This is a genomic window from Pseudonocardia bannensis (assembly GCF_012911875.1).
Taxonomy (GTDB): Bacteria; Actinomycetota; Actinomycetes; order Mycobacteriales; family Pseudonocardiaceae; genus Pseudonocardia; species Pseudonocardia bannensis.
In genome coordinates this window covers 15044-37974 of record NZ_JAAXKZ010000052.1, presented here as the reverse complement: position 1 = coordinate 37974, position 22931 = coordinate 15044, and the positions used below count along the sequence as shown (strand labels likewise).

At 73.3% G+C, this 22931-nt stretch carries 23 protein-coding genes; 14 read left to right on the top strand and 9 right to left on the bottom strand.

The annotated features are described in order from the left end of the window. Window positions 1-9: 9 nt before the first annotated feature. On the bottom strand, window positions 10-1074 hold the full coding sequence (locus HF519_RS15515) for an ATP-dependent DNA ligase (protein ID WP_169413651.1): 1065 nt from the start codon (window positions 1072-1074) through the stop codon (window positions 10-12). Window positions 1075-1183: 109 nt separating this feature from the next. On the opposite strand from HF519_RS15515, the gene mug reads away from it, so the two are divergent. Further along, window positions 1184-1741, top strand: coding sequence for a G/U mismatch-specific DNA glycosylase (mug, locus tag HF519_RS15510; RefSeq protein WP_169413650.1), 558 nt, complete (start codon window positions 1184-1186; stop codon window positions 1739-1741). 21 nt (window positions 1742-1762) lie between these two features. On the opposite strand, the gene ligD is transcribed toward mug, so the two are convergent. Next, window positions 1763-2737, bottom strand: coding sequence for a non-homologous end-joining DNA ligase (ligD, locus tag HF519_RS15505; RefSeq protein WP_169413659.1), 975 nt, complete (start codon window positions 2735-2737; stop codon window positions 1763-1765). Window positions 2738-2754: 17 nt separating this feature from the next. Beyond that, complete coding sequence (locus HF519_RS15500; protein ID WP_312860136.1) at window positions 2755-3015, bottom strand: DUF2631 domain-containing protein; 261 nt, start codon at window positions 3013-3015, stop codon at window positions 2755-2757. Between the two features lie 98 nt (window positions 3016-3113). Here HF519_RS15500 and dxr point away from each other — a divergent pair, with 98 nt between their 5' ends. The 10 genes from dxr to HF519_RS15450 all read left to right on the top strand — a co-directional run bounded on the left by dxr (window position 3114) and on the right by HF519_RS15450 (window position 13481). Then, entirely contained in the window at window positions 3114-4319 is a 1206-nt protein-coding gene (gene dxr / locus HF519_RS15495; protein ID WP_169413649.1) for a 1-deoxy-D-xylulose-5-phosphate reductoisomerase, read from the top strand. Beyond that, complete coding sequence (locus HF519_RS15490; protein WP_246243992.1) at window positions 4316-5599, top strand: M50 family metallopeptidase; 1284 nt, start codon at window positions 4316-4318, stop codon at window positions 5597-5599. The genes dxr and HF519_RS15490 overlap by 4 nt, the downstream gene beginning before the upstream one ends. A 98-nt stretch (window positions 5600-5697) precedes the next feature. Next, window positions 5698-6198, top strand: coding sequence for a phosphatase domain-containing protein (locus tag HF519_RS15485; protein WP_169413648.1), 501 nt, complete (start codon window positions 5698-5700; stop codon window positions 6196-6198). A 101-nt stretch (window positions 6199-6299) separates the two neighbouring features. Next, window positions 6300-7442, top strand: a complete 1143-nt coding sequence (ispG, locus tag HF519_RS15480) for a flavodoxin-dependent (E)-4-hydroxy-3-methylbut-2-enyl-diphosphate synthase (protein ID WP_312860135.1) — start codon at window positions 6300-6302, stop codon at window positions 7440-7442. Window positions 7443-7575: 133 nt separating this feature from the next. Continuing rightward, window positions 7576-8409 carry a GNAT family N-acetyltransferase gene (locus tag HF519_RS15475; RefSeq protein WP_169413647.1) on the top strand — a complete coding sequence of 278 codons (834 nt, stop codon included), beginning with the start codon at window positions 7576-7578 and terminating at the stop codon, window positions 8407-8409. 25 nt (window positions 8410-8434) lie between these two features. Next, window positions 8435-10270 (top strand): penicillin-binding transpeptidase domain-containing protein, encoded by a 1836-nt coding sequence (locus HF519_RS15470; RefSeq protein ID WP_312860134.1) that lies wholly within the window; start codon window positions 8435-8437, stop codon window positions 10268-10270. Window positions 10271-10303: 33 nt separating this feature from the next. Next, the gene (locus HF519_RS15465; protein WP_169413646.1) at window positions 10304-10702 is read left to right on the top strand and encodes a DUF3054 domain-containing protein; all 399 of its coding nucleotides are present in this window, start codon (window positions 10304-10306) and stop codon (window positions 10700-10702) included. Window positions 10703-10766: 64 nt separating this feature from the next. Further along, complete coding sequence (map, locus tag HF519_RS15460; protein ID WP_169413645.1) at window positions 10767-11624, top strand: type I methionyl aminopeptidase; 858 nt, start codon at window positions 10767-10769, stop codon at window positions 11622-11624. Between the two features lie 20 nt (window positions 11625-11644). After that, window positions 11645-12238 (top strand): pyridoxamine 5'-phosphate oxidase family protein, encoded by a 594-nt coding sequence (locus HF519_RS15455; protein ID WP_169413644.1) that lies wholly within the window; start codon window positions 11645-11647, stop codon window positions 12236-12238. A 352-nt stretch (window positions 12239-12590) separates the two neighbouring features. Further along, window positions 12591-13481, top strand: a complete 891-nt coding sequence (locus tag HF519_RS15450; RefSeq protein WP_312860133.1) for a lysophospholipid acyltransferase family protein — start codon at window positions 12591-12593, stop codon at window positions 13479-13481. 597 nt (window positions 13482-14078) lie between these two features. Here the strand turns inward: HF519_RS15450 and HF519_RS15445 are convergent. Together HF519_RS15445 and HF519_RS15440 are read right to left on the bottom strand one after the other, a co-directional pair. Next, window positions 14079-15044: an acyl-CoA desaturase gene (locus HF519_RS15445; RefSeq protein ID WP_169413642.1), complete on the bottom strand. Its 966-nt coding sequence runs from the start codon at window positions 15042-15044 to the stop codon at window positions 14079-14081. Window positions 15045-15216: 172 nt separating this feature from the next. After that, window positions 15217-16599, bottom strand: a complete 1383-nt coding sequence (locus HF519_RS15440) for a mycothione reductase (RefSeq protein ID WP_169413641.1) — start codon at window positions 16597-16599, stop codon at window positions 15217-15219. 83 nt (window positions 16600-16682) lie between these two features. Between HF519_RS15440 and HF519_RS15435 the strand changes: the two genes are divergently transcribed. Further along, entirely contained in the window at window positions 16683-17147 is a 465-nt protein-coding gene (locus HF519_RS15435) for a GNAT family N-acetyltransferase (protein ID WP_312860132.1), read from the top strand. On the opposite strand, the gene HF519_RS15430 is transcribed toward HF519_RS15435, so the two are convergent. Continuing rightward, a complete protein-coding gene (locus tag HF519_RS15430; protein WP_169413640.1) occupies window positions 17060-17491 on the bottom strand; it encodes a helix-turn-helix domain-containing protein in 432 nt (143 codons plus the stop codon). The genes HF519_RS15435 and HF519_RS15430 overlap by 88 nt on opposite strands. 92 nt (window positions 17492-17583) lie before the next feature. Between HF519_RS15430 and HF519_RS15425 the strand changes: the two genes are divergently transcribed. Continuing rightward, window positions 17584-18060 carry a lipopolysaccharide assembly protein LapA domain-containing protein gene (locus HF519_RS15425; protein WP_246243989.1) on the top strand — a complete coding sequence of 159 codons (477 nt, stop codon included), beginning with the start codon at window positions 17584-17586 and terminating at the stop codon, window positions 18058-18060. A 1-nt stretch (window position 18061) separates the two neighbouring features. Beyond that, the gene (locus HF519_RS15420) at window positions 18062-19159 is read left to right on the top strand and encodes a class I tRNA ligase family protein (RefSeq protein ID WP_312860131.1); all 1098 of its coding nucleotides are present in this window, start codon (window positions 18062-18064) and stop codon (window positions 19157-19159) included. A 118-nt stretch (window positions 19160-19277) separates the two neighbouring features. Here HF519_RS15420 and HF519_RS15415 read toward each other — a convergent pair whose 3' ends face one another. From HF519_RS15415 to yaaA, 3 genes are all read right to left on the bottom strand, one after another. Beyond that, window positions 19278-20630 (bottom strand): DEAD/DEAH box helicase, encoded by a 1353-nt coding sequence (locus HF519_RS15415; protein WP_169413639.1) that lies wholly within the window; start codon window positions 20628-20630, stop codon window positions 19278-19280. A gap of 371 nt (window positions 20631-21001) precedes the next feature. Next, window positions 21002-21931: a serine protein kinase RIO gene (locus HF519_RS15410; protein ID WP_169413638.1), complete on the bottom strand. Its 930-nt coding sequence runs from the start codon at window positions 21929-21931 to the stop codon at window positions 21002-21004. 211 nt (window positions 21932-22142) lie between these two features. After that, window positions 22143-22892, bottom strand: coding sequence for a peroxide stress protein YaaA (gene yaaA / locus HF519_RS15405; RefSeq protein WP_169413637.1), 750 nt, complete (start codon window positions 22890-22892; stop codon window positions 22143-22145). Window positions 22893-22931: the final 39 nt, after the last annotated feature.

Sequence of the window (22931 nt, the reverse complement as noted above, 5' to 3'; positions counted from 1 at the left end):
CCGCGGGGGTCAGGGCAGGCCGAGGACCTCGGCGAGATCGAAGCTCACCGGCTGCTCCAGCTGCTCGTAGGTGCACGACCGCGGCTCGCGGTCCGGGCGCCAGCGGACGAACTGCGTGGTGTGCCGGAAGCGCACGCCCTCCATGTAGTCGTAGCGCACCTCGACGACCCGCTCGGGACGCAGCGGGATGAACGAGAGGTCCTTGCCGGCGTTCCAGCGGCTCGCCTCGGACTTACGCGGGGTGCGGTGCCCCTCCTCCTGCCGGGCCCACGCCCACGGGTGGTCGTCGAACGTCGTGACCAGCGGCTGTAGCTCGGCGAACAGTTCCCTGCGCGTCGCCATCGGGAACGCTCCGATCACGCCGACCGACACCAGATCGTCCCCGTTGTACAGCCCGAGCAGCAGTGATCCGATCGCGTCCGGACCCGATTTGTGCACCCGGTAGCCGGCGAGCACGCAGTCCGCGGTCCGCTCGTGCTTGATCTTCGACATGACACGCTTGTCCGGCTGGTACGGCAGGTCGAGCGGCTTCGCGATCAACCCGTCGAGCCCGGCTCCCTCGAACTGGTCGAACCAGCGGGACGCCAGCTCCCGATCGCGGGTGACCGGCGTGACGTGCACCGGCGGCGCCGCCCCGGTGAGTGCCTCCTCCAGTGCGGCCCGGCGGTCGATCAGCGGCTCCTCGGTGAGGTCGGTGTCACCGAGGGCGAGCACGTCGAAGGCGACGAAGCTCGCCGGGGTCTGCTCGGCAAGCAGGTTGACCCGGCTCGCCGCGGGGTGGATGCGCTGCTGCAACGCCTCGAAGTCGAGGGCGTTGCGCTCCCGGTCGACGATGACGATCTCGCCGTCGATGACGGCCCGCTCCGGGAAGTTCGCCTTGACCGCCTCGACGACCTCCGGGAAGTAACGGGTCATCGGCCGCTCGTTGCGGCTGCCGATCTCCACCTCGTCGCCGTCCCGGAAGATGATCGACCGGAAGCCGTCCCACTTGGGTTCGTAGAGCTGCCCGTCGGGGATCGCGCCGATGGGTTTGGCCAGCATCGGCTTGACCGGGGGCATCACCGGAAGGTCCACGATGCGCATCCTGCCTGGTCCGACCGGCGCACGCCTCCTGCTCGACCCGGCCGAGTGGTCTCAGGGCCCGTGGGCGGAGGATCGGACGCGTGAGTCGAGGGGGTTCGTGATGGCGAGGCTGACGCCGGCCGAGCTGGCCGCGGCGCGCGACCGCACGATCGACGACGTGCTGCCCGGCCCGGACGACCCGCCGCTGCGGGTGCTGTTCTGCGGCATCAACCCCGGGCTGGTCTCCGCGGCCACCGGGCACCACTTCGCGCGCCCGGGCAACCGGTTCTGGCCGGTGCTGCACGGGTCCGGCTTCACCCCGCGCCTGCTGCGCCCCGACGAGCAGGGCGAGCTCGCGTCGTGGGGCCTGGGCATCACCAACATGGCGGCCCGGGCGACGGCGCGCGCCGACGAACTGACGCCGGACGAGCTCGTCGCGGGCGGCCGGCGGCTGCGGGCGCTGGTGGTGGACCGGCGACCCCGCTGGCTGGCGGTCGTCGGGATCACCGCGTACCGGACCGCGTTCGGCATCCCGAAGGCCGTCGTCGGCCGCCAGGAGGAGCGGCTGGGTGACACCGGGATCTGGGTGCTGCCCAACCCGAGCGGGCTCAACGCGCACTGGTCGCGGGAGACGATGGTGGAGGAGTTCGCCCGGCTGCGCGCCGCGGCGCAGGAGTAGCGGCGGAGGGAGGACGAGGCCTCAGTCCAGGTTCTGTACGTCCTCGGGCGGCGCATCGGCGCCCTCGCGGGCGTCCCGGTCGGCCCACTCCAGCAGCTCGTCGAGCACGAACACGGAGTCGTCGATCCCGGCGTGCAGGTCACCCAGCTCGGCGAACCGGGCCGGGACGGTGGCGATGGTGAAGTCCCGCGGATCGGCGTCGTCGACCTCGTCCCAGCGGATCGGGGTCGAGACCACCGCCTCGGGTACACCGCGTACCGAGTAGGCGCTGCGGATGGTGTGGTCCCGGGCGTTCTGGTTGTAGTCGACGAAGATCGACTTAGGGTCCCGGTTCTTGCGCCACCAGGTCAGGTCCACCAGATCCGGGGCGCGGCGCTCCACCTCGCGCGCGAACGCGTGGGCCGCCCGGCGGACGTCGGAGAAGCCTCGGCGCGGCTCGATCCGCACGTAGATGTGCAGGCCCTTCCCGCCGGAGGTCTTGGGCCAGCCGACCGCGCCCAGTTCGTCGAGCACCTCGTGCGCGACGCCGGCGACCCGGCACACGTCGGCATAGGACGCCTCGGGCATCGGGTCCAGGTCGATCCGCCACTCGTCGGGCGACTCGGTGTCCGCCGCGCGGGAGTTCCAGGGGTGGAACTCCACGGTGGACATCTGCACGGCCCAGATCACGTCCGCGGGGTGCGTCACGCAGAGCTCGTCGGCGTACCGGCCGTACCGGGGAAAGTGGACCCGCACCGTGCGCACCCACTCGGGCGCACCGCGGGGCAGCCGCTTCTGGTGCACCTTCTCCCCGGTCACCCCGGTGGGGAACCGGTGGAGCATGCAGGGCCGCTCCCGCAACGCGCGGACGATCCCGTCGCCGACGGACAGGTAGTACCGGGCGAGATCCAGCTTGGTCTCGCCCCGGGCCGGGAAGTAGACCCGGTCCGGGTTGCTGATCCGGACGGTGCGGTCGCCGACCTCGAGGTCGACGGCCGCACCGGAGCGGCCGGCGATGGCGGCGCGCCGGGCTCTCAGCGCCGCCAGGCGTTGCGCTTGCGGACCGCGCCCGCGATCACCGCGACCAGGATGATCACCGCGGGGATGGTCATCCAGAGGATCTCGGTGATGCTCACCTCGTGCCCGATCAGCATCAGGGGGAGGGCCAGCGCGACCACGACGGCGGCGATGCGGGTGCCGTTGGGGAAGGACCCGTGCCAGCCCCACTCCGCGGACGGCTCGTCCATGGGGTCGACCGCCGGTCGCTGCGCCAGCTCCCGTGAGTTCCTCGCCACGCCGTCCTCCCGCTTGCACCGCCGTGCCGGCCGGACGGGCCGGCCGATCTCTCGGGCCACATCGTCGCACAACCCCGCGCCGGGGATGATGTGTGGTGATGAGAGACGTGAACACGGCGCCGGCGGCGCCCCCGGGCGCCCGGTCCGTCGTCGTGCTGGGTTCCACCGGGTCCATCGGCACCCAGGCGCTGGACGTCGTCGCGCGCGCCGGCGACCGGTTCACCGTCGCCGGGCTGGCGGCGGGCGGCGGGTCGCCCGCGCTGCTCGTGGAGCAGGTGCGCGCGCACGGGGTGCGCCGGGTGGCGGTCGCCCGTGCCGACGTGGCCGCGCGGCTGCGGGCCGAGCTGCCGGGCGTCGAGGTGCTCGCCGGACCCGGCGCCGCGACCGAGCTGACCGCGACCACCCCGGCCGACGTCGTGCTCAACGGCGTGACCGGCTCCCGAGGGCTGGGCCCGACGCTGGCCGCGCTGAAGTCCGGCGCGACGCTGGCGCTGGCCAACAAGGAGTCCCTGGTCGCCGGCGGATCGCTGGTCACCGGGGTGGCGAAGCCCGGGCAGATCGTCCCGGTCGACTCCGAGCACTCGGCGCTGGCCCAGTGCCTGCGCGGCGGTCGCGACACGGAGGTCGCCCGGCTGGTGCTCACCGCGTCGGGCGGGCCGTTCCGCGGCCGCCGGCGCGCCGACCTGGAGCACGTCACCGTCGCCGATGCGCTGAAGCACCCCACCTGGGACATGGGCCCGGTCGTCACGATCAACTCGGCGACGCTGGTGAACAAGGGCCTCGAGGTGATCGAGGCGCACCTGCTGTTCGGGGTGCCCTACGACCGCATCGACGTCGTCGTGCACCCGCAGTCGATCGTGCACTCGATGGTCACGTTCGTCGACGGCTCGACGCTCGCGCAGGCGAGCCCGCCGGACATGCGGCTGCCGATCGCGCTCGCGCTCGGCTGGCCCGAGCGGGTAGCGGGGGCCGCCGCGGCCTGCACCTGGGAGTCCCCGGCGAGCTGGACGTTCGAGCCGCTCGACGACGACGCGTTCCCCGGGGTGCGGCTCGCCCGTGCGGCCGGGACGGTCGGCGGCTGCCTGCCCGCGGTGTTCAACGCGGCCAACGAGGAGGCGGTGGCGGCGTTCGTCGCCGGGTCCCTGCCGTATCTCGGCATCACCGACGTCGTCGAACGCACACTGGAAGCCGCGGACGGGTGGTCCCGCGATCCGGTTACCGTGGACGACGTGCTGGCTGCCGAGGAATGGGCACGGGCGCACGCCCGCGAGCGGGCCCTCGATCATGACGAGGTGTCCCGATGATGATGACCGTGCTCGGGATCGCGATCTTCTTCATCGGGATCCTGTTCTCGATCGCCTGGCACGAACTCGGCCACTTCGCCACCGCGAAGTGGTTCGGCATCAAGGTCCCGGAGTTCATGGTCGGCTTCGGCAAGACGCTGTGGTCGCGCCGGATCGGTGAGACGGAGTTCGGGGTCAAGGCGATCCCGCTCGGCGGCTACATCCGGATGATCGGGATGATCCCGCCGGCCAAGGGCGAGACGCTGGGCCGCAGCCGGCGCACCGGTCCGTTCCAGGGGCTGATCGACGACGCGCGGCAGGCCTCCGCGATGGACGTGCTGCCCCAGGACGCCCACCGGCAGTTCTACCTGCGGGCGCCGTGGAAGCGGATCATCGTGATGTTCGCCGGGCCGGCGATGAACCTGATCCTCGCCGTCGTGCTGTTCGCGATCGTGCTGATGGGCTTCGGGACCCTGACCCCGACGACGACGGTGAGCGCGGTCAGTGCATGCGTCGTGCCGGCCACGGCCACCACCGAGGTGTGCCCGCCGGGCGCGCCGCCCACCCCGGCGGCCGCCGCCGGGTTCCAGGCGGGCGACCGGATCGTCTCCTTCGCCGGGCAGCCCTACGACGACTGGTCGGAGCTGCAGCAGGCGATCCGGGGGTCGTCGGGCACGGTCGCGGTGACGGTCGAGCGCGACGGGCGGCTGATCGAGCTGACCCCGACGCTGGTGTCCACCGACCTGCGCAACCTCGAGGACCCGGAGCAGATCGTCCAGGGCGGCTTCCTGGGTCTGAGCCCCGTGCAGCAGGTGCAGCGCCAGGACATCGCCGCGGTCGGCGAGGAGATCGGCACCGTCGTCGGCAACGTGGGCCAGGCGCTGGTCCGGCTCCCCGAGCGCGTTCCGCACATCTTCGGCGCCGTCTTCCTGGGCGAGGACCGTGCTCAGGACTCCCCGGTCGGCATCGTCGGGGCCTCCCGGATCGGCGGCGAGATCCTCGCGATGGACGCCCCGCCCGGCCAGGAGATCGCCGCGATGCTCACGCTGCTCGCGCTGGTCAACGTGTCGCTGTTCCTGTTCAACCTGCTGCCGATCCCGCCGCTGGACGGCGGGCAGATCTTCCCGGCCGTCTGGGAGGCGGTGAAGCGGCGGATCGCGAAGCTGCGCGGCAAGCCCGACCCCGGCCCGGTCGACGTCGCGAAGCTGATGCCGGTGGCCTACACGGTCGCGTTGATCTTCGTCGCCTGGAGCGCGCTGCTGTTCATCGCCGACGTCATCAACCCGGTCCGGCTCACCTGAGGACGGCGCCGGTCGAGCGGCCGGTCGTGCTCGATCTCACGCCGTGGTGTCGAACCGCCGTCCGGGGGTAGCCCATTCGGTTCCGCGATACTGGTCCGGTGAGTGGACGCGAAGATCTCGATGGCCGTCCCCTGGCCGTGTTCGACATCGACGGCGTTCTCGCCGACGTCAGTCACCGGTTGCACCACCTGCGGGACCGGCCGCAGCGCTGGGAGCGCTTCTTCTCCTCGGCCGACCGTGACCCCCTGCTGGAGGAGGGCGCGGCGCGGCTGCGCGCAGCGCTGCTGGACCACGACGTGGTGTACCTGACGGGACGCCCGGAGCGGAACCGGCGGCTCACCGAGCGCTGGCTGTCCCGCCACGGCCTGCCCACCGACCCGCTGTACATGCGCTCCGACGACGACTACCGGCCGGCCCGGCTGATGAAGCGGCAGGTGCTGCGCAAGCTGGCCCGGACCCGGAGGGTGGCCTCGGTACTGGACGACGACCCGGCCGTCGTCGAGATCCTGGAGGCCGACGGCTGGCCGGTGGAGCTGGCCACCTGGCTGCCGCACTCCTCGACGCTGCAGGAGGCCCAGGAGCGTCGCGGCCGGACGTGAGCTGTGCGCATGACGCCGTTCCGGCGACGAGCTCCGCGCACGGGGGTGGGCCGGGACACGGCGAGCGGCGGGTGCACCCCCCGCCAGGGATACTGGACGCCGTGAGTGTCTCCCTGGGTATGCCCGCGCCTCCCGCACCCACCCTCGCGGCCCGCCGGAAGACCCGGCAGCTGCAGGTCGGCCCGGTCGGGGTCGGTAGCGACCACCCGATCTCGGTGCAGTCGATGACCACGACGCTGACCGCGGACGTGAACGCCACGCTGCAGCAGATCGCGGAGCTCACCGCCGCGGGCTGCGACATCGTCCGGGTGGCGTGCCCGTCCCAGGACGACGCCGAGGCGCTGCCGGCGATCGCGCGCAAGTCGCAGATTCCGGTGATCGCCGACATCCACTTCCAGCCCAAGTACGTCTTCGCCGCGATCGAGGCGGGCTGTGCCGCGGTCCGGGTGAACCCGGGCAACATCCGCAAGTTCGACGACCAGGTCAAGGAGATCGCGGCCGCCGCGCGCGACCACGGCACCCCGATCCGGATCGGGGTCAACGCGGGCTCGCTGGACAAGCGGCTGCTGGAGAAGTACGGCAAGGCCACCCCGGAGGCGCTGGTCGAGTCGGCGCTGTGGGAGGCGAGCCTGTTCGCCGAGCACGACTTCCACGACATCAAGATCTCGGTCAAGCACAACGACCCCGTGGTCATGGTGCGCGCCTACGAGCTGCTGGCCGAGCAGTGCGACTACCCGCTGCACCTGGGCGTCACCGAGGCCGGGCCGGCGTTCCAGGGGACGATCAAGTCGGCCGTCGCGTTCGGGGCGCTGCTGAGCAAGGGCATCGGCGACACGATCCGGGTCTCGCTGTCCGCGCCGCCGGTCGAGGAGATCAAGGTCGGCACCCAGATCCTGCAGTCGCTGAACCTGCGCCCGCGCAAGCTGGAGATCGTGTCCTGCCCGTCCTGTGGGCGGGCCCAGGTCGACGTCTACAAGCTGGCCGACGAGGTCACCGCCGGGCTCACCGGTATGGAGGTCCCGCTGCGGGTGGCCGTCATGGGCTGTGTGGTCAACGGCCCGGGCGAGGCCCGGGAGGCCGACCTCGGCGTCGCGTCGGGGAACGGCAAGGGCCAGATCTTCGTCAAGGGCGAGGTCATCAAGACCGTCCCCGAGCACGCGATCGTGGAGACCCTGATCGAGGAGGCCATGCGCCTCGCCGAGGGCATGGAGACCGAAGGCGAGCCGCGGGTCACCGTCGGCTGAGCGGAGCGGGCCGCGCGTCGGCACCGTCGGCTGAGCGGAGCGGGCCGCCCGGCGACACGCCGTGGGTGAGAACTCGCCGCCGTTGGGCGAGCCTGAGATGGGCACGGCCACCTTGGTGTGGCACCTTTAGAGGGTGCTCAGAGTTGCCGGTGCCCGGCTGCTCGACGATCGAGACCGTGCCGGCGTGCGAGCGGCCCTGGAAGCCGACCCCGTCGCGGCGTGCATGGTCGCGGCTCGGATCGAGATCGCGGGTCTGGATCCATGGCGTCTCGGCGGCGAGCTCTGGGCCGTCGGCTCCCGGCTGGACGGATTGTGCTTCTCCGGGGCGAACCTCGTGCCGCTGCGGGGTCAGCGTTCCGCGCTGCGCAGTTTCGCCGATCGGGCCCGTCGCCACGGCCGGACCTGTTCCTCGCTCGTGGGCCGGGCCGAGCTCGTCCTGCCGCTGTGGGACGAGCTGGCCGCCAGCTGGGCCCCGGCCCGTGAGGTCCGCGCCGACCAGCCGCTGATGGTGCTCGCCGGGCCTCCCGCGGTGCGGCCGGACCCGTGGGTCCGCTCGGTCCGTCCCGACGAGCTCGACCGATACCTGCCCGCCGCGGTGGCGATGTTCACCGAGGAGGTCGGCATCGACCCCCGCGCCGGGGACGGCGGCGCCGGGTACCGCGCCCGGGTGGCCGAGCTGGTCTCGGCGGGGCGGGCGTTCGCCCGGTTCGAGGACGACGAGGTCGTGTTCAAGGCGGAGATCGGGGCGCTGTCCTCGCAGGTCGGCCAGATCCAGGGGGTGTGGGTGCACCCCGCGCGTCGGGGCCGCGGCCTGGGTACGGCGGGTACCGCAGCCGTCGCCGAACGGCTCGCCACGCTCGGTCGGATCTCGAGCCTGTACGTGAACGGGTTCAACCACGTCGCCCGCGCGACCTACGACCGCATCGGGTTCACCCAGATCGGCAGCTTCGCAACCGTGCTCTTCTGACCCGCATTTCGGAATACTCGACCGTGTGCCCGCGCCCGACCGCCCCGGCGGCCACTCGACCGTCCGGATCGCCGCGGTGCTGGCCACACTCCTGCTGGTGGTCGTGGCGGTGGGCTGCGGGCTCTTCCGCGACGACGGGCCCGACGCCGCGGCGCAGGCGTTCCTGGCCGCCTGGTCGAGCGGCGACGACGCCCGTGCCGCGGAGCTGACCGACGATCCGAGGGCCGCGGGGGAGCTGCTCGCCGCGGTCCGCCAGTCCCTCGCCCCGGCCGGGCTCGCCGCGGAGGTGGGCCAGGTCCGCACCGCGACGGATCGGGCGACGGCGTCGGTGAGCCTGGACTGGGATCTGGGCGCCGGGCGGCACTGGACCTACCTCGGCGAGCTGGAACTGCACCCGGCCCCGCGGACCGAGGCCGGCTGGACCGTGCACTGGGCGCCGACGGTCGTGCACCCGCAGCTCGCGGCCCGGCAGCGGCTCGCGCTGAGCACCGACGCCCCCGAGCCCGCCCCTGTCGTCGACCGCAACGGGGTGCCGCTGCTCGCCCCGACGACGGTGGTCAACGTGCTGCTGGACCGGCGGGCCGCCGGGGACCTGCCGGCGGTGACCGGGGCCCTGGCCAGGGCGCTCGGCCCGATCGACCCGGCGATCACCGCGCAGACGATCACCGATGGCGCCGCCCGGGTCCCGGACGGCCAGGCCTACTCGGTCGCCGTGCTGCGGGAGACCGACTACCAGAGCGTCAAGAACGCGATCTACGACCTGCCCGGGGTGCGTTTCACGACGTCCTCGCGGCTGCTCGCCCCCGACGCCGGGTTCGCCCGCCAGGTCCTGCCGGGGGTCCGCACGGAGGTGGCCCCGCAGGTCGACGGGGTGCCGGGCTGGTCGGTGCGGATCGTCGACACCTCCGGGGACACCGTGCGCACACTCACCGAGCAGCCGCCGACCCCGGGCACCACGGTGGCGGTGCGGATGGACCGCGCGCTGCAGGCCGCTGCCGAGGACGCCGTCGAGACGCTGCCGCAGCAGGCCGTGCTCGTGGCCGTGCAGCCATCCACCGGTGACCTGCTGGCTGCGGCGCAGAACGGCCCGGCGGACGCGGCCGGTCCGCTGGCCCTCACCGGCCGGTTTCCGCCCGGCTCCACCTTCAAGATCGTCACCGCGGCGGCGGCCGTCGCGGAGGACGGGTTGGTCGCCGGCTCCCCGGTGCCCTGCCCTGGCACCACGGTGATCGGTGGCCGGCTGGTACCCAACTTCGAGCGCTTCGATCTGGGTACGGTCCCTTTCGGATACGCGTTCGCGCGATCCTGCAACACGACGTTCGCGCGGCTGGGCGCGCAGCTCGGGCCTGATGCGCTGCCGGCCGCGGCCCTGCAGCTCGGCCTCGGCGCCGACTACCGGGTCCCGGGCCTGCTCACGATCACCGGGTCCGTGCCGTCCGCACCCGACGAGGTGCAGCGGGCGGAGAACGGCTTCGGGCAGGGGCAGGTGCTGGCCAGCCCTCTCGGGATGGCACTGGTCGCGGCGACCGTGGCCCGCGGCGCGCCCGTCGTGCCGCAGCTCATCGCGGACCGGCCCACCGAGGTGCTGCGCGCCGCGACCCAGCCCGCGCCGGCCGTGCTCGACCAGGTGCGGCCCATGATGCGCGAGGTGGTCACCGAGGGCACCGCCTCCGCCCTGGCCGGGCTGGGCGAGGTGTTCGGCAAGACGGGGACCGCGGAGTTCACCAACGACGGCAGCCGGTCGCACGGCTGGTTCGTCGGCTACCGCGGCGACGTCGCGCTGGCCGTGCTCGTCGTCGACGCCGGGGCCTCGGCCCCCGCGGTGGCCGCCGCGCAGCGGTTCCTGGCCGCGACCGGCTGACCCCTGGTCCGCCGGGGCGCCTACCCTGGTGGCGTGCCCCAGGGACAGCACAGCCGGATCCCGGTGCTCGCGCTCGCAGCCGACGTCGTCGCCGTCGTGGTGTTCGCGGCGGCCGGGCGGGCCAGCCACGCGGAGACGGGCGGACTGTTCGGCCTGCTCGGCACGGCCGCGCCCTTCCTCGTCGGTCTGGCCGCGGCCTGGGCCACGCCCTGGGTGCGGATCCGGCCGGCGAGCCTCACGGCGGGTGCGGTGGCGCTGGCCGGTACGGCGGTGCTCGGGCTGGCACTGCGCGCCGCGTTCACCGGACGGCTCCCACTGAGCTTCGCGATCGTCGCGATGGTCTCACTGGCGGTGCTGCTGCTCGGCTGGCGTGGCCTGGCCGCGGTGGTCTCGCGGGTCGCCGCCCGTCGCTCGGACCGCGCCCTGGGCTGAGGCGCCGGGCGGGCGAGCACGGTCACGACGCGCCTGCCCGGAAACGCGGCTTAAGCTGGAGACCATGCACGCGCGTACCCTGCTCGTCCCCGGCTCGATCACACCGATGCGTCCGGTCCCGTCGCACATCCCGCGCCCGGAGTACGTCGGCAAGCCGGCCCCCTCGCGCAGCCGCGACTCCGACGTGCAGACCCCGGAGACCATCGAGGCGATGCGGGTGGCCGGGCGGATCGCCGCGCAGGCACTGCAGGTCGGTGGCGCCGCCGTCGCGCCCGGGGTGACCACGGACGAGGTCGACCGTGTGGTGCACGAGTTCCTGGTCGATCACGGCGCCTACCCGTCGACGCTGGGCTATCGCGGGTTCCCGAAGTCCTGCTGCACGAGCCTCAACGAGGTCATCTGCCACGGCATCCCGGACTCGACCGTGATCCAGGACGGCGACATCGTCAACATCGACGTCACGGCCTACATCGGCGGCGTCCACGGTGACACGAACGCGACGTTCCTGGCCGGCGACGTGTCCGAGGAGGACCGGCTGCTCGTCGAGCGCACCCGCGAGGCCACGATGCGCGCGATCAAGGCGGTGCGCCCGGGCCGCGAGCTGAACGTCGTCGGCCGCGTCATCGAGTCCTACGCGAAGCGGTTCGGCTACGGCGTCGTGCGCGACTTCACCGGGCACGGCATCGGCCGGTCGTTCCACAGCGGCCTGGTGGTGCTGCACTACGACCAGCCCGACGTGCACACCGTCCTGGAGCCGGGGATGACGTTCACGATCGAGCCGATGATCACCCTCGGCACGATCGACTACGACATCTGGGACGACGACTGGACCGTCGTGACCAAGGACCGCAAGCGTACCGCCCAGTTCGAGCACACCGTTCTGGTCACCGGCGACGGCGTGGAGATCCTGACCCTGCCCTGATCGGCCCGTACGCTGCGGGTATGGCGAAGGTCTACGACGGCATCAGCCCGAAGCTGGCGGCCTGGATCGAGGCGCAGCCGATGTTCTTCGTCGCCACCGCCCCGCTGTCCGCCGACGGCTTCGTGAACGTCTCGCCCAAGGGCACGACCGGAACGTTCCGGGTCCTGGGCGAGCGGACGTTCGCCTATGTGGACATCACGGGCAGCGGGGTCGAGACCCTGGCGCACCTGCGGGAGAACGGCCGGATCTGCGTCATGTTCTGCGCGTTCGACGGCCCGCCGAACATTGTCCGCCTGCACGGCAGCGGCCGCGTGGTGATCAACGGCGAGCCCGGCTTCGACGCCGCCCTGGAACGGTTCGGCGAGGCCGGCACGAGCCGACGGGTGCAGACCCGGTCGGTGATCACGGTGGACGTGACGCGGGTGTCGGACTCGTGCGGGTTCGCCGTGCCGGCGATGGACCTGCGCGCCGAGCGCGATCTCCTCGACTCCTGGGCCGTCGGGAAGACCCCGGAGATGCTGGACGCCTACCACGCGAAGAAGAACGCGACCAGCCTGGACGGCCTGCCGGGGGTACCGGCGGACGTGCGAACGGCCGCTCCGAAGGGAACCTGAGCCGACGCGCCCGCGCGCCCGGCCGCCGTGCAGGACGGGCACGACGGCCGCGGGTCCGCCACCTCGCGGCCGACGGGCTCGATGCGAGGGCGCAGAGCAGGATCGGGCGACGAGCCGGGCACGTCTGCCCTGACGAAGGCGGGAATGGCGGCGGACACATGCGAACAGGTGTTGTGTCGTCACCCCGTCGCCGGATGGCCGATGGGACCGACCTCACACGTTCGGATCATCGCGCGGTCCGCCGGGAGGCGCGCGCCGACCATGCGCGAAGATCTGGGTCGAACGCCCGCTTCCACACCGTCGCGCGAGACATCCGCGGCGGCGCGGGGTGAACCTGGAGGAGCGCATGCCGGTGTCCGCGACCGGGCCCACATCGGACGCACCGCTGTCCACCTGGGAGAAGCTGGTGCTGACGGCGCGTCGCCGTCGCCGAGGGTCGGGGTTCTGGTTCGGACTCGCGATCGAGCTGATCTGGCCGTTCGTGATGATGTTCACGAGGATCGGCTGGCGGGGTGGCCACCACATCCCGCGCACCGGTGGCGCGCTGCTCGCGATCAACCACGTGTCGTTCTCCGACCCGATCTTCGACACGGCGTTCGTGATCTCACACGGCCGGATGCCGCGGTACCTGGCAAAGGCCGACCTCTGGCGGACACCCGTCGTGCGCTCGGTGCTGGGCGGCGGTGGGCACATCCCCGTGCACCGCGAGTCCCTGCGGGCCGGTGACGCCTACCGCGACGCGATCGAGGCGCTCAAGCGCGGCGAGGTCGTGGCGTTCTACCCGGAGGCGACCTACACCAGCGATCCGGATGGCTGGCCGATGAAGGCGAAGAACGGCATCGGGCGGATCGCGATGGTGACGGGGGCGCCGGTGATCCCGGTGGCGAACTGGGGCACCCAGCACGTCCTGCCCCCGGACAGCGGACGGCCCCGGCTGTGGCCGCGGCGGCGGGTGACGATGATCGCCGGGCCCCCGGTGGACCTGTCGGAGTTCGTCGGCAAGCCGCGCACCCGCACGAACCTCGACGGCGCGACGACGAAGATCATGGCCGCGGTCACCGGGCTGGTGGCCGAGGTGCGCGGGGAGGTGCCACCCGCACAGCCGTACGACCCGGGTGCCGTGCGGCCCGTGCCGTCCGGGCCGCCCGCGCCGATGGCCGAGGCACCGTCGGCTGATGTACCCGGGGCCGATGCGCCGGTGGCCGAGACGCCGGGATCGGCGGGGGAACGCCCGGCCAGCTGAGCCTGACCGGGGCGCTCGGCCACGTGCGCTCGGCCACGTGCGCCGGCCAGGTGAGTCCGGCCGGGTGGGTCCGGCCGGGTGCGCTCGACCATGTGTCTCTGGCCAGTGCGTTCCGGCCGCCCTGGTCCGATCCACGCGGGCGCGGGCATGATCATTGCTTCTGGGACATCTGACGCACCGGCGCAGCCGGTGCCCGATCACAGTGATCTTGACGGCGGGTGCGGGGAATCGGGCCCATGCCCACGGGACCCGCGCTCCGTGTTCGTCGTCGGTGGGATTTCCGGTGCGTGGATGCAGCGGATGTCCCGATTGCGGAGATCATGGGTGACGGGTCCTGCGAGTTGGGCCCGTGGCGCGCAGAGCCCGGCGATGCTGGTCCGGTGCGTCTGGACCATCTGCTGAGCCGGCAGGCCGCCATGATCAGCCTCACGCCAGGCCGTCGCGTGCGGGATGTCGGCCGACACCGTGCACCGGCGGGCCCGTCAGGGCGCCCGGGAACGCCTCCACCCAGGGATCTACCTGGTCGGCGGGCACCGCTACACCGATGAGGCCCGCGTCCGGGCGGCCGCGTTCTGGGCCGGCGTCGGGGCGGCCGGGCTACTTCGCCTTCGCCAGGCGGTCGAGGCGGCGCTGCGTGGGCCAGCGCACCGAGGTCGCCCAGCCCAGCTTCTCGAAAGCCCAGATGACCCGGGCCGAGATGTCGATCTGGCCGCGCTTCACCCCGTGCCGGGCGCAGGTGGGGTCGGCGTGGTGCAGGTTGTGCCACGACTCGCCGAACGACGCGATGGCCAGCGGCCACACGTTGGCCGAGTGATCGCGGGCGGCGAAGGGCCGGTCGCCCCACATGTGGCAGATCGAGTTGATCGACCAGGTGACGTGGTGCAGCAGCGCGACCCGGACCAGCCCACCCCAGAAGAACGCGGTCAGCGCGCCCCACCACGACCAGGTCAGCAGCCCGCCGAACAGCGCCGGCACCAGTAGCGTCAGCACACTCCACAGGCCGAACAGCCGATCTACCCGGCGGATGTCGGCGTCGGCGAGAAGGTCGGGGGTGAAGCGCTCCTCGTTGGTCTGGTCGCGGTCGAACAGCCAGCCCATGTGCGAGTGCCAGAAGCCCTTGACCAGGGCCGCCGGCCCGGTGCCGTAGAGCCACGGCGAGTGCGGGTCGCCCTCCTTGTCGGAGAACGCGTGGTGGCGCCGGTGATCGGCCACCCAGTCGATGACCGGGCCCTGCATGGCCAGGCTCCCCGAGATCGCCAGCGCGATCCGCAGCGGCCGGTTGGCCTTGAACGAGCCGTGGGTGAAGTAGCGGTGGTAGCCGACGGTGATGCCGAGTCCGCTGACCACGTAGAACACCGTGGCGATCACGATGTCGGACCAGCCCAGCCCCCACCCCCAGGCGAACGGGACGGCGGCGACCAGCGCGAGCAGCGGGACGACGACGAAGACGTAGACCCCGATCTGCTGCGGCAACCCGCGAGTGCCGTCCAGGACCGGCTTGGCCCCGGTCGGCGCGGACGGCGCTGCGGAATCGGGCCGTGCTGGGCTGTCGGCAACGGTCATGGGCGGGCACCTCACGGATCGGATGGGAAGTGGTCGGCGTGCGTCACGGGTCAACGTGCGTCACGGGTCAAGTCGTCGGCACCGGCGTCGGCTCGGTCGTACTCGGACGTTCGGTGTCCGAACCTGCCTGGATCGTCCGCTTCATGGTAAGGGCATGCTTGCTGGACCCGATCTAGATCTCCAACCCGAGGAGGGCGTTCTCCACCACCTCGGGCAGCGCCGGATGGATCCAGTACTGCCCGGTCGCCATCGTGCGCGCGTCCAACCCGAACGACATCGCCTGGATCACCGGCTGGATGATCGAGGACGCCTGGGGGCCCATCAGGTGCGCCCCGAGCAGCCGCCCGGTGCCCTTCTCGGCGATCAGCTTGCAGAACCCGGTGGTGTCCTCCATCGCCCAGCCGAAGGCGACGTGGCCGTACTCCTGCACCTTGACCGTGTAGTCCAGGCCCTGCTCGCGGCACTGCGCCTCGGTGAGCCCGACCGCGGCGATCTGCGGGTCGGTGAACACCGCCGACGGGACGAACCGGTGGTCGCTCTCCCGCGGCGAGTCGGGGTGCGCCAGGTTGTGCGCGACGACCTTGGACTCGTGATTGGCGACGTGCTTGAGCTGGTAGGGGGAGCTGATGTCACCCATCGCGTACACGCCCTCGGCTGCCGTGCGCTGCCGGGCGTCCACCACGATGCGGCCGTCGTCGTGCACGGGGATGCCGGCCTTGTCCAGGTCCAGCCGGTCGCTGTTGGGGATCCGCCCCGTGGCGACCAGCAGGGTGTCGCCGTGCACCGTCCCACCGCCGGACAGGTGCAGGTGCACCTCGCCGTCGCCGCCGGTGACGCGCTCGACGTCGAGTCCCAGGTGGGTGTCCCAGCGCTGCCGGGCGAGCTTGGTGAACTGGTCCGCGATGAGCTCGTCCTGCTGGCGCAGCAACTGCCCGCTGCGCGCCACCACGGACACCTCGGCCCCCAGCGCCGAGAAGACGTGCGCGAACTCCGCGGCGATGTAGCCGCCGCCCAGGATCACCAACCGCTCGGGCAGCGAGCCCAGCCGCATGATCGTGTCGGAGGTCTCGTACGGCACCCCCGACTCGGCGACCTGCGGTGGCACGACCGGGCGGCTCCCGGCGGCGATCACGATCCGGTCGGCGGTGATCTCGTCGGACCCGGTGCCGTCGGCGCGGTCGACGATCAGCGTCTTCGGCCCGCTGAAGCGGGCGTGCCCGAAGTACGGGGTGACGTTGGGCGTGCGTTCGGGGTCGGCCCGGTACTCGCGGCCGCCCTCGGAGATCGGGTCGATCCGGGCGAACACGCGGTCGCGGATGTCGGTCCAGCGGACCTTGTCGACGCTCGCGTCGACGCCGTAGCGGCTCGCGTGCCGGACGACCTCGGCCACGTCGGCGGCGTAGACGAACATCTTGGTCGGGATGCAGCCGACGTTGAGGCAGGTACCACCGAACACACCGTGCTCGATGATGGCCACATCGAGATCGTCGAAGCGGCTGTCGATGATGGAGTTGCCGGAACCGCTGCCGATAACGACGAGATCGTGGTGGCGCACCTGCTGAGGCTAACCGCACCAGGTGTTCGCTGCTGCCGAAAGCAGCGACTGCGCTCCCGTGGCCGATCTGGTAGGCAGAGCCCGTGACCAGCGAGACGATGGCCGCGACCGTCCGCCGGTCCTGGGCCCTGGACCTGGACGTGACCACGCTCTACGAGCTGTTGCGGCTGCGGGTCGACGTCTTCGTCGCCGAGCAGGCCTGCGCCTACGGCGAGCTCGACGGCCGCGACCTCGAACCGCGGGCCCGGCACTACTGGCTGGCCGGCTCCGGTCACCCGGAGCCGATCCTGGGCTGCGTGCGGCTGCTCAAGGAGCCCGACGGCGACTACCGGATCGGGCGGCTGTGCACCGCCCGGTGCGCCCGCGGCCGTGGCCTCGGCAAGCGGCTGATGGAGGCCGTGCTCGCCGAGGTCGGCGACGGTACCTGCGTGCTCGACGCCCAGGAGCACCTGGGTGACTTCTACCGCGGCTTCGGTTTCGAGGCCACCGGCCCGGTGTACGACTGGGACGGTGTGGCACACCTGCCCATGCGCCGCCCCGCACGCTGACCTGGCCGCCACGCACGGGTCAGCCGGGGGCCGCGCTCGCGGACGTCCGGCGGGAAGGTGCGCGCCGCGACGCAGCGCTGCGACCAGACGCCGAGCTGCCGCGGCGGCGGGTCGGGCTCGGCGCCCAGCGCCGCAACGACCCCGGCCTGGGCGTCGTCGATGCGGGCCTCGATCTCGTCGCGGAACCGGCGCCCCGCTCCGGTGATCACCCCATCGGCGAGCAGTCCGCCGGCCTCGAGCCGAGCGGCAGCGGCGTCCGGGGTACCGGCTGACACGATCGGCGGGGTTTGTGTGCCCTCGGGGGTCTCGCCGAAGAAGATGTCCAGTGCGGCCCGGTGGTCCATGGCGGAAGCCAGGCGGCCGTGATCCGTGTCACATGCCGGGTTGCGGGATACTCCGCGCCGACGGCGATCTTTCACGTGAGAGGGGTGCACCGATGAGCGACGACCGGAGCCGTCGGGGGGAAGCGGGCCCCGCCGGAGGGCCGCCGGCGTACGGCAGTGTCGGCCCGGCGGACCCCCACGCCGACCCGGCCACGGACCCGGCGCTGCGGCCGGCGACCGTCGCCCCGGACGGGGGCCCGACGATGCCGCTGCGCGGCGGGACCGCTCCCGACGCCGCTGGCGACGCTCCCACCCGGCCGGTCCCGACCGGGGTGAACCGCACCCGGGTCAGCGGCCTGTGGGTCGGGCTGATCCTGTCCGCGCTCGTCCTGCTTCTGCTGCTGATCTTCATCCTGCAGAACCTGGGGCCGGTGCAGGTCAACTTCCTGGGCGCGACGGGGACCCTGCCCACCGGCGTCGCGCTGTTGCTGGCCGCGATCGCCGGGGTGCTGCTGGTGGCCATCCCGGGTACCGGTCGCATCATCCAGTTGCGCCGCGCGGCCCGCCGCGGCGCCGACCGGGGGCGCTGACGTGCTGCGCATCGGCGGCCGGCCGCTGCCCGTCGTGGGCCGGGCACGGATGTACGTCTGCGGGATCACGCCGTACGACACCACCCACCTCGGGCACGCGGCCACCTTCGTGTGGGCCGACGTGGCCGCGCGGGTGCTGCGCCACCTCGGTGTCGAGGTCGACGTCTGCCGCAACGTCACCGACGTCGACGATGTGCTCGACGCGGCGGCGGCGCGTGCCGGGGCCCGCTTCGACAGCTTCGCGGCGGTCCAGCAGTTCCGCTTCGATCGCGACATGGCCGCGCTCGGCGTGCGCCGGCCGACCCACGAGCCTCGGGCGCACGTGCACGTCGGGCAGGTCGTCACGCTGGCCGCCGCGCTGCTCGAGAACGGCGCGGCCTACCGGCGCGGCGGGACGGTGTACTTCCACGGCGCCGGCGTGCCGGAGCGGGCCGGGCTGGACCCGGCTGCGGCCGGCGCTCTCGCGGCGGAGTTCGGCGAGCGCCTCGACGACGGCCGTGAGGACCCGGCCGACGTCGTGCTGTGGCGGGCCGCCGAGCCCGGCGAGCCGGCCTGGCCCAGCCCGTGGGGCGAGGGCCGGCCCGGCTGGCACGCCGAGTGCGCGGCGATGTCGTTGACCACGCTCGGTCCGGCACTCGACCTGCACGTGGGCGGCGCCGACCTGCGGTTCCCGCACCACGCCTACGAGTCGGCCATGGCCGAGGCCCTGACCGGGGTGACGCCGTTCGCCCGCGCCTGGCTGCACGTGGGGACGGTGCAGGTCGACGGGCAGAAGATGGCGAAGTCGGCCGGGAACCTGGTCCTGGTCTCCGATGTGCTGGAGAGCTGGTCCGCGGCGGTGCTGCGGCTGCTGCTGATCGACCGGCCCTGGGCACAGCCCTGGGACTACCGGCCGGCGGCGCTCGAGGAGGCCGCCGCGCGGCTGCACCGGCTCTACTCCGCGGCGTCGCACGGCGTCGGCGAGGACAGCTCGGTCGCGACCGAGGCCGTCACCGCGGCGTTGCTCGACGACCTGGACGTCCCGGCGGCGCTCGCGGTGGCCGAGGAGGCGGGCGGTCCGGCCGCGCGGACGGCACTCTCGGTGCTCGGCCTGGCCTGAGCCGTGCCGCGCCCGGCGGGACCGCGGCCTGGGCCCCATCGGCGAGGGGGCTCGCAGACGCGAACGGCGCGGCACCCCGGGGAACCGGGATGCCGCGCCGTGACGCGGTGAACGGGGATCAGGCGGCGGTGTTGCGCTGCCGCGGGCGTCCGCCCGCCCGGCCGCCCTGACCGCGCTGGCCACCCTGTCCGCCCTGGCGGGACTGCCCGCGGGAGCGGCGGGCGCCGCTGCGCGGGGCCTGGACCGGACGCTCCGGTTCCGGGACCGGCACGCCACTCGGGGCGCGGGCCCCGGTGATGCGGACGAGCGCGGCGTCGCCCGGGTGGACCTCGGTGAGCGTCGGGCGGACGCCGGCCTGCCGGGTCAGCTGGTCGACGTCGCGCCGCTCGCCCGGCGTCACCAGGGTGACGACGGTGCCCGAGTCGCCGCCGCGGGCGGTCCGCCCGGCCCGGTGCAGGTAGTCCTTCGGGTCGGTCGGCGGGTCGACGTGCACGACCAGGCTGACGTCGTCGACGTGGATGCCGCGGGCCGCGACGTCCGTGGCGACCAGGACGGGCGTGCGCCCCTCCTTGAACTCCGCGATGGCCCGGTTGCGAGCGTTCTGGGCCTTGCCGCCGTGCAGCGCGCCCGCCGCGACGCCGTCCCGGCGCAGGTTCTTCACCAGCCGGTCGACGCCGTGCTTGGTGCGCACGAACAGGATGGTCCGGCCGTCACGGGCGGCGACCTCGGTGACGACTCGCGGCTTGGTCGCGTTGTCCACCAGCAGCACGTGGTGGTCCATCGTCTCGACGGGCGCGGCCGCGGACGCGACGGCGCGGGTCACCGGGTCGTGCAGGTACCGGCTGACGAGGGTGGCGACGTCGCCGTCGAGGGTCGCGGAGAACAGCAGCCGCTGCCCGTCGGAGGCGGTGAGGTCGAGGATCGCCCGGACCTGGGGCAGGAAGCCCATGTCCGCCATCCGGTCGGCCTCGTCGATCGCGGTGACCGCGACCTCGGACAGGTCGCAGGTGCCCTGGTTGGTGTGGTCGGTGAGCCGGCCGGGCGTGGCGACCAGCAGGTCCACCCCGCGCTGCAGCGCGTCGACCTGGCGGTTGAACGACATGCCGCCGACGACCGCCGTCGTCTTCAGGTTCAGCGCCCGGGCGAACGGGGTGAGCGCGTCGACGACCTGCTGGGCCAGCTCACGCGTGGGCACCAGGACGAGGCCGCGCGGGCGGCGCGCCTGGGCGCGGCCTCCGGCGAGCCGGGACAGCAGCGCGAGCCCGAAGGCCAGCGTCTTGCCCGAGCCGGTCTGGCCGCGACCCAGCAGGTCGCGGCCGGTCAGCGTCTCGGGCAGGCTCGCGGCCTGGATCGGGAACGGCTCGGTGAAGCCCTCCGCCTCCAGCGCCCGCAGCACCGGCTCGGGCAGCCCGAGCTGGGCGAAGGTGGGCATGCCCGTCTCGGGGACGGTCCAGAGGACCTCCTCGGGCATCGGGGTGCCGTGGACGGCCGTCGGCCGCGGGGAGCGGTTCGTGCGGGGGCGGCCACGGCCGGGACGGCCGCCACCGGATCGGCCGCCGGTGGACCGGCGGGCGTCGGACGAGTCCGACGAACGAGTCGTGCGCGGGGCACGACGGGCAGAGCTGGATGTCAAGGAGACCTCCGGGACGTGGCACGTCTTCCGGAGTGGCCACGCCGGCAACGACAGCCGTCGGGGGATCACTGGGGACGAGCCCGGGCGCAAGGGCGCCCTGATGGGTACTGCTTCGGATGCGCGCTTCAGGCCTCCGACGACGTGGTCGGGCTGGGCGCTCGTGATCCAGTCTACCCGAGCGCCCGCCCCACCGACGGCAGACGGCGCGTTCAGGACTGTGACGTTCGCAGACCCAGCTCGCGGCGTAGACCGTCCAGCAGCGCGTCCGCCGACCCGGTCTCCGGCGGCAGCCCGCGAGCGGCGAACCAGTCCGCGACCCGGCGCACGTCGCGCTCCAGGAACGCCGGACCCTGCGGGTTGCCGATCACGTCCACGACCTGCGGGAGATCGATGAGCACCAGCCGCCCGTCGTGGACCAGCAGGTTGTAGGCGGACAGATCCCCGTGGGTGAGGCCATGCCGGGCCAGCCCGACCAGCGCGTCCACCAGTTGGTCCCACAGTCCGCGCAGCTCGGCCGGCGCCGGCCGCAACTGAGCCAGCCGGGGAGCCGCGGCACCGTCGGCGGTGCCGATGAACTCCAGCAGCACCTCGGTGCCGGCCAGCTGCACCGGGTAGGGGACCGGCAGCCCCGCCGCCCAGAGCCGCCCGAGCGCCGCGAACTCCGCCCGCGCCCACTGCTGGGCGAGCAGATCGCGGCCGAAGGCGGTCCGGGTGGCCATCGCTCGCATCTCGCGGGACCGGCGTACCCGCCGGCCCTCGAGGTAGCTCGCGTCGCGGTGGAACAGCCGGTGTTCGGCGGTGCGGAAGCGCTTGGCCGCGAGCAGAGTGCGCCGGGCGGCCCCGGGTACGGCGCGTTCCAGCAGGTGGACGTCGGCCTCCTTCCCGCTCTTGAGGACGCCGAGCTCGGTGTCGACCGCCGCGTTCTCGGTGATCACCCACCTGGGGCGGGGTTCGGGGCCGTGCTCGGCTGCGTCCCATGTGGACCAGCGATCGCCGTCGGGCGGGCCGTCGCCGGTGCCGGCGCGACCGTCGAGTTCCGGCGGGGCCGGCCGGCCGCGGCGCGTGGGGCGTGGTTCGTCGTCGTCGAAACGGTGGCGACGGCGGCGGATCGGTTCGTGATCGAAGTCGTGCGAACGCACTGGTGGGTCTCCTGTGTGCGGTGCCCCACCGACGGGCGCGTCTCAGCCGGGTGGGGCGGGCGGACGAGGGCGTGCCACGTCCCGGGCGGCCGTCGACATGGGGGCACCTCCTCCTGCTCGTCACACCGGTTCCCCGGCTGCTCGACCCCACCCTGGTGGCTACTCCCGCCCCGCCGCAACGCAATTTCCCGGGCCCCGGACGGCCGGGGTGTCAGAGCGGGAGCACGATCTCCAGCTCGGTCGGCGCCGGGCGCTCCACGGTCATCCCGGCACGGCGGGCGATCGCGGCCACCCCGGCGGCGTCGGCGGGCTCCGCGCGGGTTCCGGCGAGCAACCGCGCCAGCCGGCCCTTGTGGGACTTGTTGTGGTGGCTGACCACCGTCCGCTTCCCGTCGGGGCGCTGGGCGAGCACGGTCACCGTCACCGCGCCGGGGAGCCGGCCGAGCCCGGCGTAGGAGCCGGAGCGCAGGTCGACGACGAGCTCGTCGGTGCCCAGCGCCGCCAGGACCGGTTCGAGCACCGGTCGCCAGCGCGCCGCCAGTGTGGGCCGGCCGGGGAGCGTCGAACCCGCGGACAACCGGTAGGCCGGCACCGGGTCCTCGGCGCGCAGCAGCCCGAACAGCGCCGAGCCGACGGCGAGCCGGGCCCTCGCGCGGGCGGCGGCCGCCCCCGTCAGTGAGGACACGTCGAGTGCGTCGTAGAGGACGCCGGTGTAGCGGTGCAGGGCCGGCATCGTGCCCGACGACCACACCGCCGCGTTGCGGGCGATCTCGTCGTCCTGCCGCGGGGAGAGCCCGAGGGCGGTGCGGCTCGCCTCGACGTCGGCGGACAGCTCGACGAGTTCGTCGAGCAACTCCTTGCGTACCGGATCGAGCTCGCGGTGCGACAGCGCGTCCAGGCTGAGCGGGGGTCCGTCGCCACCGGCGCGCTTGGTCTCCGAGGGCGGCAGCAGAACGAGCACGGAGGCCACGCTAGCGCCCCGCACCACCGGCCTCACGGG

Coding starts and splice junctions, on each gene's coding strand:
- mug (WP_169413650.1), top strand. CDS start 1,184: ATGGCGAGGCTGACGCCGGCCGAGCTGGCCGCGGCGCGCGACCGCACG.
- dxr (WP_169413649.1), top strand. CDS start 3,114: ATGAGAGACGTGAACACGGCGCCGGCGGCGCCCCCGGGCGCCCGGTCC.
- HF519_RS15490 (WP_246243992.1), top strand. CDS start 4,316: ATGATGATGACCGTGCTCGGGATCGCGATCTTCTTCATCGGGATCCTG.
- map (WP_169413645.1), top strand. CDS start 10,767: ATGCACGCGCGTACCCTGCTCGTCCCCGGCTCGATCACACCGATGCGT.
- HF519_RS15455 (WP_169413644.1), top strand. CDS start 11,645: ATGGCGAAGGTCTACGACGGCATCAGCCCGAAGCTGGCGGCCTGGATC.
- HF519_RS15445 (WP_169413642.1), bottom strand. CDS start 15,044: ATGACCGTTGCCGACAGCCCAGCACGGCCCGATTCCGCAGCGCCGTCC.
- HF519_RS15430 (WP_169413640.1), bottom strand. CDS start 17,491: ATGGACCACCGGGCCGCACTGGACATCTTCTTCGGCGAGACCCCCGAG.
- HF519_RS15425 (WP_246243989.1), top strand. CDS start 17,584: ATGAGCGACGACCGGAGCCGTCGGGGGGAAGCGGGCCCCGCCGGAGGG.
- HF519_RS15415 (WP_169413639.1), bottom strand. CDS start 20,630: ATGCCCGAGGAGGTCCTCTGGACCGTCCCCGAGACGGGCATGCCCACC.